Origin of the sequence: Planomicrobium sp. YIM 101495, from assembly GCF_009707665.1 — a bacterium.
In the GTDB taxonomy this organism is placed as follows: Bacteria; Bacillota; Bacilli; order Bacillales_A; family Planococcaceae; genus Planococcus.
Window position 1 is genome coordinate 214516 of record NZ_WLZW01000001.1, and the last position, 17361, is coordinate 231876.

13 protein-coding genes and 1 other annotated feature are annotated in these 17361 nt (G+C 50.7%); of the genes, 11 read left to right on the forward strand and 2 right to left on the reverse strand.

The features are described from left to right. Positions 1 to 35 precede the first annotated feature (35 nt). The 11 genes from tig to GIW82_RS01200 all read left to right on the forward strand — a co-directional run bounded on the left by tig (position 36) and on the right by GIW82_RS01200 (position 15491). The gene (tig, locus tag GIW82_RS01150) at positions 36 to 1322 is read left to right on the forward strand and encodes a trigger factor (RefSeq protein ID WP_154748103.1); all 1287 of its coding nucleotides are present in this window, start codon (positions 36 to 38) and stop codon (positions 1320 to 1322) included. Positions 1323 to 1545: 223 nt separating this feature from the next. Beyond that, positions 1546 to 2817, forward strand: coding sequence for an ATP-dependent protease ATP-binding subunit ClpX (clpX, locus tag GIW82_RS01155; RefSeq protein WP_154748104.1), 1272 nt, complete (start codon positions 1546 to 1548; stop codon positions 2815 to 2817). Between the two features lie 124 nt (positions 2818 to 2941). After that, complete coding sequence (gene lon / locus GIW82_RS01160) at positions 2942 to 5269, forward strand: endopeptidase La (RefSeq protein WP_154748105.1); 2328 nt, start codon at positions 2942 to 2944, stop codon at positions 5267 to 5269. After that, on the forward strand, positions 5266 to 5853 hold the full coding sequence (yihA, locus tag GIW82_RS01165; RefSeq protein ID WP_154748106.1) for a ribosome biogenesis GTP-binding protein YihA/YsxC: 588 nt from the start codon (positions 5266 to 5268) through the stop codon (positions 5851 to 5853). Before lon ends, yihA begins: the two co-directional genes overlap by 4 nt. A gap of 431 nt (positions 5854 to 6284) precedes the next feature. Continuing rightward, positions 6285 to 7652, forward strand: coding sequence for a glutamyl-tRNA reductase (gene hemA, locus GIW82_RS01170; protein WP_154748107.1), 1368 nt, complete (start codon positions 6285 to 6287; stop codon positions 7650 to 7652). A gap of 86 nt (positions 7653 to 7738) precedes the next feature. Further along, entirely contained in the window at positions 7739 to 8569 is an 831-nt protein-coding gene (locus GIW82_RS01175) for a cytochrome C assembly family protein (RefSeq protein ID WP_154748108.1), read from the forward strand. Between the two features lie 15 nt (positions 8570 to 8584). Next, positions 8585 to 9514 (forward strand): hydroxymethylbilane synthase, encoded by a 930-nt coding sequence (gene hemC, locus GIW82_RS01180; protein WP_154748109.1) that lies wholly within the window; start codon positions 8585 to 8587, stop codon positions 9512 to 9514. Then, positions 9507 to 10214 (forward strand): uroporphyrinogen-III synthase, encoded by a 708-nt coding sequence (locus GIW82_RS01185; protein WP_154748110.1) that lies wholly within the window; start codon positions 9507 to 9509, stop codon positions 10212 to 10214. The genes hemC and GIW82_RS01185 overlap by 8 nt, the downstream gene beginning before the upstream one ends. Next, the gene (hemB, locus tag GIW82_RS01190; protein ID WP_154748111.1) at positions 10207 to 11187 is read left to right on the forward strand and encodes a porphobilinogen synthase; all 981 of its coding nucleotides are present in this window, start codon (positions 10207 to 10209) and stop codon (positions 11185 to 11187) included. Before GIW82_RS01185 ends, hemB begins: the two co-directional genes overlap by 8 nt. Next, positions 11188 to 12474, forward strand: coding sequence for a glutamate-1-semialdehyde 2,1-aminomutase (hemL, locus tag GIW82_RS01195; RefSeq protein WP_154748112.1), 1287 nt, complete (start codon positions 11188 to 11190; stop codon positions 12472 to 12474). A gap of 108 nt (positions 12475 to 12582) precedes the next feature. After that, positions 12583 to 12804 (forward strand) — a binding site (T-box leader). A gap of 53 nt (positions 12805 to 12857) precedes the next feature. After that, the gene (locus GIW82_RS01200; RefSeq protein ID WP_154748113.1) at positions 12858 to 15491 is read left to right on the forward strand and encodes a valine--tRNA ligase; all 2634 of its coding nucleotides are present in this window, start codon (positions 12858 to 12860) and stop codon (positions 15489 to 15491) included. A 185-nt stretch (positions 15492 to 15676) separates the two neighbouring features. Here GIW82_RS01200 and GIW82_RS01205 read toward each other — a convergent pair whose 3' ends face one another. Together GIW82_RS01205 and GIW82_RS01210 are read right to left on the reverse strand one after the other, a co-directional pair. Further along, on the reverse strand, positions 15677 to 16447 hold the full coding sequence (locus GIW82_RS01205; RefSeq protein WP_154748114.1) for an ATP-grasp domain-containing protein: 771 nt from the start codon (positions 16445 to 16447) through the stop codon (positions 15677 to 15679). Beyond that, positions 16444 to 17307: an ATP-grasp domain-containing protein gene (locus tag GIW82_RS01210; RefSeq protein ID WP_370456163.1), complete on the reverse strand. Its 864-nt coding sequence runs from the start codon at positions 17305 to 17307 to the stop codon at positions 16444 to 16446. Before GIW82_RS01210 ends, GIW82_RS01205 begins: the two co-directional genes overlap by 4 nt. Positions 17308 to 17361: the final 54 nt, after the last annotated feature.

Below are 17361 nucleotides of genomic sequence, written 5' to 3' on the forward strand. Positions count from 1 at the left end.
AATGACAAGGTAAAAAAATGTTTGGAGGGCTATATATGTCAGCAAAATGGGAAAAACAAGAAGGCAATAAAGGCACATTGACAGTAGAAGTGTCAGAAGAAACGTTCAATCAAGGATTGGACAAAGCGTTCAAGAAAGTTGTTAAAGAAATCAACGTACCAGGTTTCCGCAAAGGGAAAATGCCTCGTCCGATGTTCGAAAAACGCTTTGGTGTAGAATCACTTTACCAAGACGCGATCGATTTCATCCTTCCAGATGCATATGCGAACGCTGTGGAAGAAGCAGGCTTGAACCCTGTAGATAGCCCGGAAATCAACATCGAAACAATCGAAAAAGGTCAACCACTTGTTTTCACTGCGATCGTTACAGTAAAACCTGAAGTTGAGCTTGGCGAATACAAAGGTCTTGAAGTATCGAAAGAAGATGCTGAAGTGACTGACGAAGAAATCGAAGAGCAATTGAAGCAAAGCCAAGAGCGTTTCGCTGAATTGGCAGTGAAAGAAGACGGCACGATCGAAAACGGAGACACTGCTGTAATCGACTTTGAAGGATTCATGGACGGCGAAGCTTTCGACGGCGGCGCTGGCTCTGACTACTCACTCGAAATCGGCTCGAACTCGTTCATCCCAGGCTTCGAAGAGCAATTGGTCGGCGTTAAAGCTGGCGAAGAGAAAGAAGTAGAAGTGAACTTCCCTGAAGAATATCACGCTGCTGAACTTGCTGGTAAACCAGCTGTCTTCAAAGTGAAAGTAAACGAAGTGAAAGTGAAAGAACTTCCAGAGATGGACGATGCTTTCGCTAAAGAAATCGACGAAGAAGTTGCAACACTTGACGAGCTTCGCACAAAAATGAAAGAAGCGGCAGCAGCTGAAAAAGCAGCTGCAACAGACGCAGCTTTCCGTGACGAGCTAGTTCAAAAAGCTGCTGAAAACGCAACAATCGATCTTCCGCATGCAATGATCCACACTGAAATGGACCGCATGATGCAAGAATTCGAGCAGCGTCTAACGCAACAAGGCATGAACCTTGACCTTTACTACCAATTCTCAGGCCAGGACGAAGAAGCTCTTCGCGCACAAATGCACGACGATGCTGAAACGCGCGTACGTGTGTCATTGACACTTGAAGCGATCGCAGCTGCTGAAAACTTGGAAGTGACTGCTGAAGACATCGACGCTGAACTTGCGAAAATGGCTGAGCAATTCAACATGGACGTTGAGCAAATCAAAACTGCTTTGGGCGGTACTGAAATGTTGGAAAACGATATCCGCATGCAAAACACTGTGGAATTCCTCGTGGAGAACGCAAAAGTCTCTGAGTAATTTGAAGTGAACGAAGAGGGAGTGCAGAAGTTGCTGTCCCGACCTTAAATGCAAGAACAAGAAAACAAGGTGCCATAGTGTACCTTGTTTTCTCTACATAACGAGAGATTGAGCTCAAACATATCCGGACAATCGGCCCCGGAAAAAAACGGCCACCGAATCTAATTAGTTGCTAGCGATGCAAGAATCTTGTAAGATATTGGCTTGAATAGGGGTGAATACATTGTTCAAATTTAACGATGAAAAAGATCATCTAAAATGTTCTTTTTGTGGGAAGCCACAAGAACAAGTGAGAAAACTGGTCGCTGGGCCAGGTGTTTATATATGTGACGAATGTATCGAACTCTGTACGGAGATCGTAGAGGAAGAGCTGGGTACGGAAGAAAGTGAATTCGAGTTCAAAGAAGTGCCGAAACCGAAGGAGATCCTTGATATCCTGAACGGTTATGTCATCGGCCAGGACCGCGCGAAGAAATCATTGGCAGTAGCGGTGTATAACCACTACAAACGCGTCAATGCAGACAGCAAAGTCGACGATGTCGAGCTTTCGAAATCGAATATCGTCTTGATTGGACCTACAGGAAGCGGGAAGACGTTGCTTGCACAGACGCTTGCACGTATTTTGAATGTACCATTCGCAATCGCGGATGCAACTTCGCTTACTGAAGCCGGCTATGTCGGGGAAGACGTCGAGAACATCCTGCTGAAATTGATCCAAGCTGCAGACTACGATGTCGAGCGTGCTGAAAAAGGCATCATCTACATTGATGAGATCGATAAAGTTGCACGTAAATCCGAGAACCCGTCCATTACACGTGACGTATCGGGTGAAGGTGTACAACAAGCCCTTCTGAAAATTTTGGAAGGCACGACCGCAAGTGTTCCACCGCAAGGCGGACGCAAGCATCCACATCAAGAGTTCATCCAGATCGATACGACGAATGTCTTGTTCATCGTCGGCGGTGCATTCGATGGTGTAGAACAGATCATCAAACGCCGTCTCGGCAACAAAGTGATTGGTTTCGGAGCGGATCCGAACAAGGAAGAGTTGGATGAACAATCCCTTCTTAGCCAATTGATTCCGGAAGACTTGCTGAAATTCGGCTTGATTCCAGAATTCATCGGGCGTCTGCCAGTATTGGCAAGCCTTGAGCAGTTGGATGAGAATGCACTTGTGCAGATCTTGACTGAACCGAAAAACGCATTGATCAAACAATACCAGAAGATGTTGGAGATGGATGGCGTCGAATTGTCGTTCGAGGAAGAAGCACTCGTAGAAATTGCGAAGCTTGCGATCGAACGCAAGACAGGTGCACGTGGCCTACGTTCCATCATCGAGAACATCATGCTCGAAGTAATGTTCGATCTGCCGTCACGTGAAGATATTGTCGAATGTATCATTACGAAAGAAACGGTCGTCGACAACGTCCAGCCGAAGCTCATCATGGAAGATGGCTCTGAATACGATGGCAATAACGAGAAAACTTCCGCATAACTACGGATAATAGAGGCTGACTCTGATTGTGCTGATGCGCGCGGTCAGGGCCAGCCTTTTTTAGACTTATGAAGCGGGTGCTCCGATGAACATCAATAATTAGAATTCCGGAGGTTGAACACTTATGGCGAAACGCAAAACGACGAAGAATGTCCCTCTACTTCCTTTGAGAGGTTTGCTCGTATTCCCATCAATGATGCTCCATATCGATGTCGGCCGTGAACGTTCGGTTGCAGCGTTGGAACAAGCATTATTGGAGGATAGTATTGTATTCCTCGCTTCCCAGAAAGAAATGACGATGGAGAAGCCGCAGGAAAAAGATCTCTACAAAATAGGTACACTTGCGCAAGTGAAACAAATGGTGAAATTGCCGAATGGCACGATCCGCGTCCTCGTGGAAGGACTCGAGCGCGGACAGTTCAAGAGCTTCGTAAGCAACGATGCATACGACACGGTGGAAGCGGCGTCCTACCCGGATTACAGCGAACGCGATGCTGAGCAGGATGCGTTGATGCGCATGCTACTCGAGCATTTCGAAAGCTATTCGAAAACATCGAAGAAAATCTCGAAAGAAACGGTCTCAACGCTATCCGATATCCAGGAGCCGGGTCGTCTTGCGGATATGGTCGCAAGCCACATGCCACTGAAAATCGCTGGTAAGCAAGAAGTACTCGAAACATTCGATGTCACGAAACGTCTCGAGATGCTTTTGGCACGCCTTCATAACGAACAGGAAGTCGCAGATCTCGAAAAACGCATCAGCGAACGCGTGAAAAAAGCGATGGAACAGACGCAGAAGGAATTTTACTTGCGCGAGCAGATGAAAGCGATCCAGACTGAACTTGGCGACAAGGACGGCAAAACCGGTGAAGTTTCTGACCTGAAGAAACGCATTAAAGCAGCCGGTATGCCGGAATCGACGGAAGAAGCGGCGATGAAAGAATTGGACCGTTACGAGAAGTTGCCTGCAGCTGCAGCAGAGAGCGGCATTATCCGCAACTACATCGAATGGCTCGTAACGATCCCTTGGAATGAGGCGACAGATGACCGCCTTGACATTAAATTTGCCGCGAAAGTTTTGAACCGTGATCATGACGGTTTAGAAAGCGTGAAAGAACGCGTCCTCGAATATTTGGCAGTGCAACAAATGACCAATTCCTTGCGCGGCCCGATTCTTTGCCTGGCAGGACCTCCTGGCGTCGGGAAGACGTCACTCGCGAAATCGATCGCAGAGTCACTCGGGCGTAACTTTGTCCGCATTTCACTCGGTGGTGTGCGCGATGAGTCGGAAATCCGCGGTCACCGGAGAACGTATGTCGGAGCGATGCCAGGACGGATCATTCAAGGAATGAAGCGCGGTGGCACAGTGAACCCTGTATTCTTGCTGGATGAAATCGACAAGATGTCGAATGACTTCCGCGGAGATCCTTCGTCTGCGATGCTCGAGGTACTCGATCCGGAACAGAACAACTCGTTCAGCGACCATTATATTGAAGAAACATACGACCTTTCGAACGTTTTGTTCATCGCGACCGCGAACGATCTTGGGGCGATTCCAGGACCACTGCGTGACCGCATGGAAATTATTTCGATCGCAGGTTATACGGAGCAGGAAAAGCAGCAGATTGCGAAAAACCATTTGGCACCGAAACAATTGAAAGCACACGGTTTGACGAAGTCGCAGCTGCAATTCAAAGACGAAGCGCTTATGCTGATCGTCCGGAAATATACGCGAGAAGCGGGTGTAAGAAACCTCGAACGCCAAATCGCAGCTGTATGCCGGAAAGTGACGAAGCAGCTCGTTTCCGGTGAAAAGGACAAAGTGGTCGTCGGCGTCAAAGCAGTCGAACAATACCTTGGTAAGCCGATGTTCCGTTACGGAATAGCTGAAACGGAAAACCAGATCGGTGTGGCGACGGGTCTTGCATACACGACGGTCGGTGGCGATACGCTGCAGATTGAAGTTTCGCTTTCTGCAGGGAAAGGGAAACTGCAGTTGACCGGGAAACTTGGCGACGTTATGAAAGAGTCGGCACAGACGGCCTTGTCCTATGTGCGGGCGAATGCGGAGGAGCTCGGCATCGATCCGACGTTCCACGAGTCTCAAGACATCCACATCCACGTACCGGAAGGCGCTGTCCCGAAAGACGGTCCGTCTGCAGGAATCGCGATTGCGACTGCACTCGTATCAGCTCTCAGCAAACGGCCGATCCGGCGTGAAGTTGGCATGACCGGAGAAATCACACTGCGCGGCCGGGTCCTACCGATCGGCGGCGTGAAAGAAAAAACATTGAGTGCCCACAGAGCGGGACTCCGCACGATTATCTTGCCGAAGGAGAATGAGCGCGACATCGAGGATATCCCGGAATCGGTCCGGGCAGAATTGACGTTCAAACTTGTTTCGGAAGCGGACGAAGCGTTGGCAGTGGCATTGGAAGAGGCGAAGCAATGAAAGTTCACAATGTAGAAATGGTCATCAGTGCCGTGCGTCCGGAGCAATATCCGGAAGGCGGTTTGCCGGAGTTCGCGCTGGCTGGCCGATCGAATGTCGGCAAATCATCGTTCATCAACCGGATGATCGGCCGCAAGAGCATGGCACGCATTTCCTCAAAACCAGGGAAGACGCAAACACTGAACTTCTATAAAATCGAAGAGCAGCTGTTTTTCGTCGACGTCCCGGGTTACGGGTATGCGAAAGTATCAAAGACCGAGCGGGAAGCATGGGGCAAGATGATCGAGCGGTATATCACGGGGCGCGAGGAATTGCGTGCCGTCGTCCAGATCATCGACCTCCGCCATCCGCCGACGCAAGATGACATCATGATGTATGATTTCATGAAGCACTATGAAATTCCGTGCATCATCATCGCGACGAAAGCGGATAAGATTCCCAAAGGCAAATGGGACAAGCACAAGAAAATCGTCCGCGAAACACTGGAGATGGAGAAAAGTGATCCGTTAATCGTCTTCTCATCAGAGAGTGGTCTTGGACAAGAAGCCGTCTGGAAAGAAATCGAAAGCCGGATGGCAGAGTGAGAGGGGAAGCGCAGCTGAGGCTGCGCTTTTTTTGTGGGTGGAAAGACTTTGCAACGAAATCGGTTATTCTGCAACGAAGTTAGCTGAAACTAAAATCAATTGCTCCTGCATCGCTTCGCTGCTTCGTCGTAGAAGCAGTGGCCAGAATGCTTCTGGCCACTGCTTTGCAACCAACACCCTAAATTCTGCAACAAACCGAAACCGAATCCAACACCAACACCAACACCCAAACTTTTATACACTAATTCTCGCACAATTCCGTCTTAATGCATTATCCTTGTTGTCGGCAAAAGGCTTTGCTACACTTAATTTATAATGATTATAAAGTGAGAATAGTTTCATGGCATGTTCACAAATTGCCGCGTTTACATGTTGGCGTTGGTGGTATAATGAAGGCATGAAATATTGAACGGGAAAGGTGTTTTGGATCCATGCATACATTAGTTGTTGGGGTGAATTACCGCTCGGCTCCGGTGGAAATCCGCGAGAAGCTGTCATTTATCGAACATGAACTTCCTCAGGCGATGCAAGCGCTGAAGGAACAAAAAAGCATATTGGAGAACGTCATCGTCTCGACGTGTAACCGCACGGAGATCTATGCAGTGGTCGATCAGCTGCACACGGGGCGTTACTACGTGAAGCACTTCTTGGCGGAGTATTTCGGGATTCCGGAAGAGGCATTCTCACAATACTTATTCGTTCATGAGAAGGAGGAGGCAGTCGACCACCTGTTCCGCGTGACGGCAGGGATCGACTCGATGGTGCTTGGCGAAACACAGATCCTTGGACAAGTGAGAACGAGTTTCCTGGCCGGCCAGGACAACGGAACGACTGGAACGGTCTTCAACCAATTGTTCAAGCAGGCGATCACATTGGCGAAACGCGCACATTCCGAAACAGCGATCGGTGAAAATGCCGTATCGGTTTCTTATGCTGCGGTGGAGCTTGGCAAGAAGATCTTCGGATCACTGAAAAACAAACACGTCGTCATTCTCGGCGCAGGGAAGATGGGCGAACTCGCCATCAAGAACCTGCAGGGAAGCGGCGCGAATAAAATTACGGTCATCAACCGAACGTTCGAAAACGCGCAAACACTGGCAGACAAATTCGACGGCAATGCAAAGCCAATGAGCGAATTACAGTGTGCGCTACTTGAAGCGGACATTTTGATTTCATCCACTGCATCTACGGAATACATCGTTGATTTGGAGCTGATGCAGTTCGTAGAGAAATTGCGTAAAGGCAAACCGCTTTTCATGGTCGACATCGCTGTGCCGCGTGATCTCGATCCGCGCATCGGTGATTTGCCGAATGTCTTCCTGTATGACATCGATGACATGCAGGGAATCGTGGAAGCGAACTTGGCGGAACGTGAGCAGGCAGCGAAAGAAATCGGCAAGATGATCGATCATGAAAAAGAAGAATTCAATGATTGGCTGACGACGCTTGGTGTCGTCCCTGTCATCTCGGCGCTGCGCAAGAAAGCTTTGGCGATCCAGTCCGAAACGATGGCGAGCATCGAGAACAAGATGCCGGATTTGACGGACCGTGAACGCAAAGTCTTGAACAAGCATACGAAATCGATCATCAACCAATTGCTGAAAGAACCCATCCTTCAGGCGAAGGAAATGGCAGGCACTAAAGAAGCTGCAGAGCAACTGGCTTTGTTCCAGCGCATTTTCGGCATTGAAGAAGCGGCTGAAGCAGAAGCGGACCAGATGCACGCAGTGAAAATGAGCAAGAAGAATGAAGCTGTCGAAGAACCGACGAATAAACCAGCAACCGGCTATTCATTTTAACCGTTTTGAACAAGGCGTTTTCGGATCTATGTGATAAACTGTAGAGACGAAGCGCTTTTAATTTTGAACAATGAAGAGGGAAGCAAATGGCAGATCTCACAATGTCGAGGCTGCATGAAGCAATGGTTATCGTGTATGCGATCAGCCTCGTGTTCTATTTTATCGATTACTTATATAAACAGAAAGGAGCGGCCCGCGTGGCGCTTGTGCTGCTCGGTGGCGTATGGCTCATGCAGACCGCTTTTCTTGGCGGTTACATTTTAGAGACGGGCAGATTCCCGATTCTGACCTTGTTCGAGGGAATCTATTTCTACGCCTGGCTGCTTGTGACGCTGTCGCTCATCTTGCGGATCTTCTTCCATTTTGATTTTGCCGTGTTCTTGCTGAACATGATCGGCTTCATCTTCATGACGATCCACACGTTCGCACCGGTCCAGATCGAACGGTCACCGGTCGGGGAAGCACTCGTCTCGGAACTGCTCTTCATCCACATTACGTTCGCAATCCTGTCGTATGTGGCGTTTTCCTTGTCTTTCGTCTTCGCGGCGCTGCACATGATCTTGTACAGGCTGCTGAAGAAGAAGAAATGGACGAAGCAGTGGAGCAGTCTTCCATCGCTGAGCCAGGCCGAGTCAGGGATGACCATGTCGATCATGGTCGGCATCCCGCTGCTCTTCGTTTCACTCGTGCTCGGGTTCCAGTGGGCGGTCATTTCGCTTGATGTGTTCTCGCCTTTCGATTTCAAGATCGTCGGGTCGGTCATCCTGTTGATCGTCTATAGCTGGATCCTGTGGCGGCACCGCAAGCATGCGCTGCAAGGCACTTCGTTCGCACTCGCGAATATATACGCATTTTTATTGCTGCTGATCAATTTCTTCCTCGGAAGCCGTTTGTCGGACTTCCATTTTTGGTACTAGAGAAAGGGGATTCCCATGAGAAAAATCATCGTCGGATCAAGAAGAAGTAATTTGGCATTAACACAAACAAACCAATTTATCGAAAAAATGAAAGCTGCAGGCGCACCTTTCGAGTTTGAAGTGAAAGAGATCGTGACGAAAGGTGACCAGATTCTTGATGTCATGCTTTCAAAAGTCGGCGGGAAAGGTCTGTTCGTTAAAGAGATCCAAAAAGCGCTTTACGACAAAGAAATCGACTTCGCTGTACACTCCATGAAGGATATGCCAGCTGTTATGCCGGAAGGGCTGACAATCGGCTGTATTCCGAAACGTGAAGACCCGCGTGATGCGTTCATCTCGAACGGCCACGTGAAATTCATGGACCTGCCAGTTGGTGCAGTTGTCGGGACAAGCAGCCTTCGCCGCAGCTCGCAGCTATTGATGCTGCGTCCGGATATCGAAATCCAGTGGATCCGCGGCAACATCGACACACGCTTGAAGAAACTTGAGACAGAAGGCTTCGATGCGATCTTGCTGGCAGCAGCCGGCTTGAAGCGTATGGGCTGGAATGATGACATCGTGACGGAATTCCTTTCTGTCGAAGATTGCCTGCCAGCGATCGGCCAAGGCGCACTTGCGATCGAATGTCGCTCGGATGACGCGGAACTGCTTGCTGAACTGGCGAAAATGAACGACGAAGCGACGGCGCAGGCTGTTATTGCTGAGCGTAAATTCCTTGCGGATATGGACGGTAGCTGCCAAGTGCCGATCGCAGGCTACGCAACGGTTGAAAATGACGAGATTTCCTTCACAGGATTGATTGCATCACCGGACGCTGACGAAGTATACAAAGAATCGGTTGTTGCAAAAGATGCGATTGAAGCAGGGCGTATCGTTGCAGACCGCATCCGCGAACAAGGCGGCTATGATTTGATCCAAAAAGTAAAAGCTGAGAACAATGCTTAATCCCGATAAACAGCTTGCCGGAAAAACGCTTGTCTTCACCGGGTCGACGGCACCTGTAGAAGCGATTCAACTGGCTCGTTTGCACGGTGCTGAAACAGCGCACATTCCATTGATCGAAACAAAAGCGATTGTGGATAGAAAGCCGCCGAAGCTTTCCTCCTATGACTGGCTTATTTTCACGAGCCGCATGGGAGCGGAAGTGTTCGGAGACCTCGGCCTGAACACGACTGCGCGTATCGCTGCAGTCGGAGAACGGACAGCAGAAGCGCTTGAAAGGTACGGACTCCATGCTGATTTCATCCCGACACGCTACAGTGCGGATACGTTCGTCGTGGAATTCCCACCGCTTGCGGGTGATTCGAAATGTTTGTTCGTCAAAGGAGCTTTGGCGAAGAACACAATCGCGTCGATGAAGCTGCGGGTGGATGAATGGGTCGTTTACGATACCGTACCGGTGCATGACAACGCCCGGAAGGTGAAGGAACTTTCCGGTGCCATCGTCATCTTTGCGAGCCCATCTGCTGTCGAGGTCTTTTGTGATGGTGGCGGGGACTGGGAAGGCATCGAAACGGCGGCAATCGGCCACATAACGGAGCAGGCGGTTGTCCATCACGGAGGCAAGCCTGCTTTTGTTCCTGTAAAATACACATACGAAGAAGTAGTTCGAGAAATCGTGAAAGGATGTAGTGAACATGAATAATTTGAATTTCAGCCGTCACCGCCGTCTGCGCGCGTCCGGTAACTTACGTTCGATGGTACGCGAAACGACTTTGCAGAAAGAGGATTTCATCTATCCGTTGTTCGTTGTTGAAGGCGAGAATGTGAAAACCGAAATCTCTTCGATGCCAGGTGTTTTCCACTTTTCCTTGGACCGTCTGGGAGAAGAGCTTGATGAAGTCGTTTCACTCGGCATTCCGTCGGTCATCCTGTTCGGTGTGCCTGACCATAAAGACGAAGTCGGCACACAAGCTTATCATTCACACGGCATCACGCAAGAAGCGATCCGTTTTGCAAAAGATCGCCATCCTGACCTCGTCGTCATTGCGGATACGTGCCTTTGCCAGTACACAGATCACGGCCACTGCGGCATCATCCGTAACGGCGAGATCATGAATGACGAGACACTTGAACTCCTGGCGAAAACTGCCGTATCCCAAGCGGAAGCAGGCGCTGACATCATCGCTCCATCGAACATGATGGACGGCTTTGTCGCAGCCATTCGCCAAGGACTGGACGAAGCTGGCTACACGAACACACCGATCATGAGCTACGGCGTGAAATATGCATCCGCTTATTACGGGCCGTTCCGTGAAGCAGCACACTCGACGCCGCAATTCGGCGATCGCCAGACGTACCAGATGGATCCTGCGAACCGCATGGAAGCTTTGCGCGAGGCGGCATCCGATATTGAAGAAAGTGCAGATTTCATGATCATCAAACCGGCGTTGTCTTATCTGGACATCATCCGTGAAGTGCGCGACCGCCACAATATTCCGATCGTTGCATACAACGTGTCAGGCGAATACGCGATGGTCAAAGCGGCTGCGCTCAACGGCTGGGTCGATGAGAAGAAAATCGTTCTTGAAACATTACTGAGCATGAAGCGCGCTGGAGCGGATATCGTCATGACGTATCACGCGAAAGACGCTGCACGCTGGCTGGAGGAGAAGTAAATGGGATACGAATTGTCGAAGCAAGCATTCACTGAAGCACAGGATTTGATGCCAGGCGGCGTCAACTCACCGGTACGTGCATTCAAATCGGTCAACATGGATCCGATCTTCATGGCGTCCGGGAACGGCGCAACAATCACGGACATCGATGGCAACACATACATCGACTACGTACTTTCCTGGGGCCCTCTGATCCTCGGCCACACACACCCGGAAGTCGTCAAAGCGATCCAGGAAACAGCTGTTTCCGGAACGAGCTTCGGTGCACCGACTTTACTCGAAAACGAATTGGCGAAATTGGTCATCGACCGCGTGCCATCGATCGAAATGATCCGCATGGTGTCATCGGGTACGGAAGCGACGATGAGCGCACTGCGCGTTGCACGCGGCTACACGGGCCGTCACAAGATCTTGAAATTCGAAGGCTGCTACCACGGCCACGGCGACAGCTTGTTGATCAAAGCAGGTTCTGGTGTTGCAACACTCGGCTTGCCGGACTCACCAGGCGTTCCGCCATCGATCGCACAAAACACGATTACGGTCGCTTACAACGATCTTGAGAGCGTCCGCGAAGTGTTCCGCCAGTACGGCGCAGACTTGGCAGCAGTCATCGTCGAGCCGGTTGCAGGAAACATGGGCGTCGTTCCACCGAAAGAAGGCTTCTTGCAAGAATTGCGTAACTTGACGCAGGACAACGGTACAGTCTTGATCTTCGATGAAGTCATGACGGGCTTCCGTGTCGACTACAACTGTGCACAAGGCCACTTCGGCGTGACGCCTGATTTGACATGTCTCGGGAAAGTGATCGGCGGGGGACTTCCTGTCGGCGCATTCGGCGGAAAACGCGAAATCATGGCGCACGTTGCACCGAGCGGCCCGATTTACCAGGCCGGTACTTTGTCAGGGAACCCGCTCGCGATGCGTGCAGGTCTTGAAACATTGTCCCGCTTGAACGAAGGATCTTACGAGACATTCAAGGAGCGCGCGGACCAGCTTGAAAAAGGCTTCCGCGAAGCAGCAGAGAAATATAATATTCCGCACACGGTCAACCGCGCCGGTTCGATGATCGGTTTCTTCTTCACGAATGAAGAAGTGGTCGACTTCGAGACTGCGAAGACGTCCGATACGGAACTGTTTGCGGATTACTACCGTTTGATGGCTGAAGAAGGCATTTTCTTGCCGCCATCCCAGTTCGAGGGCATGTTCCTATCGACTGCGCATACGGAAGAGCACATCGCCGAAACTGTGGCAGCATTCCACACGGTATTCGCGAAGCTTGCACGATAAGAAACATGGCCGGAGCTCTCGTCACGATGAAGAGCTCCGGCTTTTTTCTAAGGTAAGAAAAAAACTTGAGCTCGCGCTGGATATTGAGTACAATAGAAGCAATCAGATAAAAATGCGTTGATGAGGATAGTAGCAGACGAACTTTTTGCAGAGAGGAAGCCGCTTTGGTGAAAGGCTTTCAAAGGACGTTTCGTGAATGTCACCTCGGAGCAGCATCCGTGAACTCGAGTAGCGGACGCCGGAATCCAATTCCGTTATTCAAGTTGAGAGCCGGGCGCAATTCTGCCCGTGCATAAAGGTGGTACCGCGAACAACTCCTTCGTCCTTTACAGACAGAGGGGTTTTTTTGTTGCCATTTTTATGAATCCAAAGGAGGAATCGCTATGAGTGAACAAATGTCGACGAAGTATGATCCGCAATCGATTGAGAAAGGCCGTTATGACTGGTGGATCGAACAGAAGTTTTTCGAAGCACAGCCGGATAGTGGGAAAACACCGTATACAATCGTGATTCCGCCGCCGAACGTTACGGGCCGCTTACACCTTGGCCACGCATGGGATACGACGTTGCAGGACATCATGACGCGGATGAAGCGTATGCAAGGGTTCGATGCGCTTTGGCTTCCGGGAATGGACCACGCCGGAATTGCGACACAAGCGAAAGTCGAAGGCAAGCTGAAAGAGGAAGGCCGCACGCGCTATGACCTTGGCCGGGAGCAGTTCTTGAAGGAATCGTGGAAATGGAAAGACGAATACGCAGGACACATCCGTGAGCAATGGTCGAAACTCGGCCTTGGTCTCGACTACTCCCGCGAGCGGTTCACACTCGATGAAGGCTTATCTTCAGCGGTGCGTGAAGTATTCGTGAAATTGTATGAGAAGAAATTGATCTACCGCGGCAAGTACATCATCAACTGGGATCCGGCAACGAAAACAGCGATCTCGGACATCGAAGTGATCTACAAGGATGTACAAGGTGCGTTTTACCACATGCGCTATCCGCTTGCGGATGGTTCCGGCCACATCGAAATCGCGACGACACGTCCGGAGACGATGCTCGGGGATACGGCAGTAGCGGTTCATCCGAAAGATGAGCGCTACAAGCACTTGATCGGGAAGAAACTGATCCTGCCAATCGTTGGACGTGAAATCGAGATCGTAGCAGATGATTACGTTGATCGTGAATTCGGAAGCGGCGCTGTGAAAATCACACCAGCACATGACCCGAACGACTTTGAGATTGGCAACCGTCACGGATTGGAACGTGTGCTGATCATGAACGAAGACGGTTCGATGAACGAAAATGCCGGCAAATATGAAGGTATGGACCGTTTTGAATGTCGTAAAGCGATCGTCAAAGATCTGCAGGACATGGACGTGCTGTTCAAGATCGAAGAGCATTTGCACTCAGTCGGTCACTCTGAGCGAAGCGGCGCAGTTGTCGAGCCTTACTTGTCGACACAGTGGTTCGTAGACATGAAGCCGCTTGCTGAGCAGGCAGTTGCATTGCAGCGCGGGGAAGACAGTGTCAACTTCGTGCCGGAGCGGTTTGAGAAGACATACTTGCACTGGATGGAAAACATCCGCGACTGGTGTATTTCCCGTCAGCTTTGGTGGGGACATCAGATTCCGGCTTGGTACCATAACGAAACAGGCGAAATCTACGTGGGCCATGAAGCACCTAGCGACTCAGAAAACTGGACACAGGATGAAGACGTGCTCGATACGTGGTTCTCATCTGCCCTATGGCCGTTCTCTACACTTGGCTGGCCAGCTGAATCCGATGAGTTGAAGCGTTATTACCCGACCGATGCACTCGTGACGGGTTATGACATCATCAACTTTTGGGTGTCGCGCATGATTTTCCAGGCGCTTGAGTTCACGGAAGAAAAACCGTTCCAGGACGTGTTGATCCACGGTCTCGTACGTGATGCAGAAGGCCGCAAAATGTCGAAATCACTTGGTAACGGCGTCGACCCGATGGATGTCATCGAACAGTACGGTGCGGATTCGCTTCGCTACTTCCTGGCGACAGCTTCGAGCCCGGGACAAGATCTTCGCTTCTCGATGGAAAAGGTCGAGTCGGTGTGGAACTTTGCCAACAAAATCTGGAACGCTTCACGCTTTGCATTGATGAATATGGAAGGCATGACGTATGAAGAAATCGATTTGTCCGGCAAACGTTCGGTTGCCGATTCTTGGATCCTGACACGTTTGAACGAAACGATCGAAGACGTGACGGCGCTTGCCGAGAAATACGAATTCGGCGAAGTGGGCCGGACGTTGTACAACTTCATCTGGGATGACTTCTGTGACTGGTACATCGAGATGGCGAAGCTGCCATTGTACGGAGAAGACGAAGCTGCGAAAGCGATGACGCGTTCGGTCTTGGCATATGTACTCGACAACACGATGCGCTTGCTTCACCCGTTCATGCCGTTCATCACAGAAGAGATCTGGCAGAACTTGCCGCATGAAGGCGAGTCGATTACGATTGCTGCATGGCCAACTGTTGACGCTTCACTGAGCAACGAGAAACAAGCAAACAGCATGAAACTGCTTGTTGACATCATCACTGCAGTTCGTTCGATCCGTGCGGAAGTACAAACACCGATGAGCAAAAAAGTGCCGATGACGATTTCGGCAAGAGATGAAGCGGTGCTTGCGACACTCGAAGCGAACGCATCGTACATCGAACGTTTCTGTAATCCGGAGACGCTGACGATCGGCTTGTCCATTCAAGCACCTGAAAAGTCGATGTCTGCAGTCGTTTCCGGAGCGGAATTGTTCATGCCGCTTGAAGGCTTGATCGACGTGGAAGCGGAACTTGCACGACTCAACAAAGAACTTGAGAAATGGGCGAAAGAAGTGAAACTCGTCCAAGGCAAACTGTCGAACGAACGTTTCGTTTCAAAAGCACCGGAAGCGGTGGTCGCGGAAGAGCGCAAGAAAGAAGCGGACTACCTCGAAAAACACGCGACGGTCGAGAAACGCATGGAAGAATTGAAGAACCTTTAAGGGATTTAGATGCCTGCCGGCTTTTGCCGGCGGGTTTTGTTTTGGTTTGGCCGTATTTCTGCCTAGTGCGGATGAAATTGAAGTTAGTGCGGATGAAATGTCTGCCAGTGCGGATGAACGGCTGGCTAGTGCGGAACAAAGTACGGTTAGTGCGGATTAAAAAATCACACACAAAAAAAGACGGCTCACAACCAGCCGTCTTTCCCTTCGTTTTGCCGCACGAGCAGCTCGGCGATATTCGTTTCATGTGTCGTGTAAAAAGCCCGGGCGCCGACGGGGTCTTCGATTTCGTTGAACAAGTGGCGGCCGTCCGGCAATAGGAGAAAGTCGATGCCGATGTAATCGCTCTTCAAAGCGCGTGCAATCTTCAGTGCCTGCTGCTCCTGTTCGGTGCTCAACTGGAACTTCTCCGCCGTGCCGCCGAGTGCGATGTTGGCTTTGAAGGAATCGGCCGGAACGCGTTTAACAGCGCCGACGACCTCGTCACCGATCACATAAATGCGGACATCCGCGGTGTGTTCGACGACCGGCTGAAAAATCAACCCTGCAGTTTCAGAAGGCACGCCGCTTTCCGATTCGATGATCTCGACTTGCGCACCGCCGTGTCCATCCACCGTCTTCATGACGCATGGGAAGGAAGACGTGCGCCGGGAAGTCGGAATCGCCGGGACGCCGAGCAGCAGAAATAATTGGAACGCCTGCCATTTGTCATTAGCGATCCGATTCACTTCCGCCCGGTTGATGAGCTGGATGCCGCGGTCTTCGAGGAAGCGTGCAGCTTCCGGGCGTCTCGCGCGAAATAGCACGCGCTTTCCAGCAGCACGCTCCGCAAACTCAGCCAGTGCCGCTTCGCTCCAATCTTCCAGCGTCTCCAAGGTGATATCGCCAAACCGAGCGAGTTCAGCGATGAATGCCTTGTTCCGTTCAGCGGCACTTTTTTCGTATAAAACAATCATGACAATTCTTCCAATATGAAGTCGATCATGGCGTCGCCGACATTGACCCCGGTGACATTCAACAAATTACGGATGTGCGCAGCGGCATTCACTTCACAGACGTGCGGACCATTTTTACCGAACAGTAAGTCCACACCGGCAAACTTCGCACCAACCGCTTCAGCTGCCGCAAGCGCGAGCTTTGCTTGTTCGTCAGTCAATTCAACAGGAGCGGCTGTGCCACCATTCGTGATATTCGCACGGAAGTCCGTTTCTGACACGCGCTTCATCGCAGCAATGACTTTACCACCGACGATGTTGACACGGATGTCACGGCCACGGCTTTCTGCGATGAATTCCTGGAAGACGAAATCGACACCGCGCAGCGCATCCGTCTTCTCATAAAACTGTTCTTCGGTCTCGATCAAGTATACTTTCATGCCGAACGAGCCGTGGCCTTCCTTGATGATCATCGGGAGGCCGAAACTCTGGAGCACCCGTTCGAAATAACCGGAATCCTTGATGGAGAATTTCGGATACACTTTCGGTGCGACAATCGTCCGTGGCATCGGAATATCAGCTTCCGATAGCCGGATGTATTGGTGCGCTTTGTTGTCGCAAAGTGCGATGACGGACGGATCGTTGTAGACCGGGACGCCGCGACTCTTCAAGAACTCACCGAGCAGGATGTCCTTGTCCAGCAGAACGACGAAACCAGGAAGTTCGCCGACGCCCATAGAAGTATCCATCAGCACTTCATAATTTTTCTTTAATAGGGCAGTGATGCCACGGCGCTCCGCCGCTTCTGCCACAAGACGGGCCTGATCGGCGAACTTGTCCGACTCGAGGCTGCCGTTATAAATGATCCAACAATTCACAATTGCCACCTTGCCTTCATGTTATAATTTAATAAAGTGTATCACGACTCGGAAGAA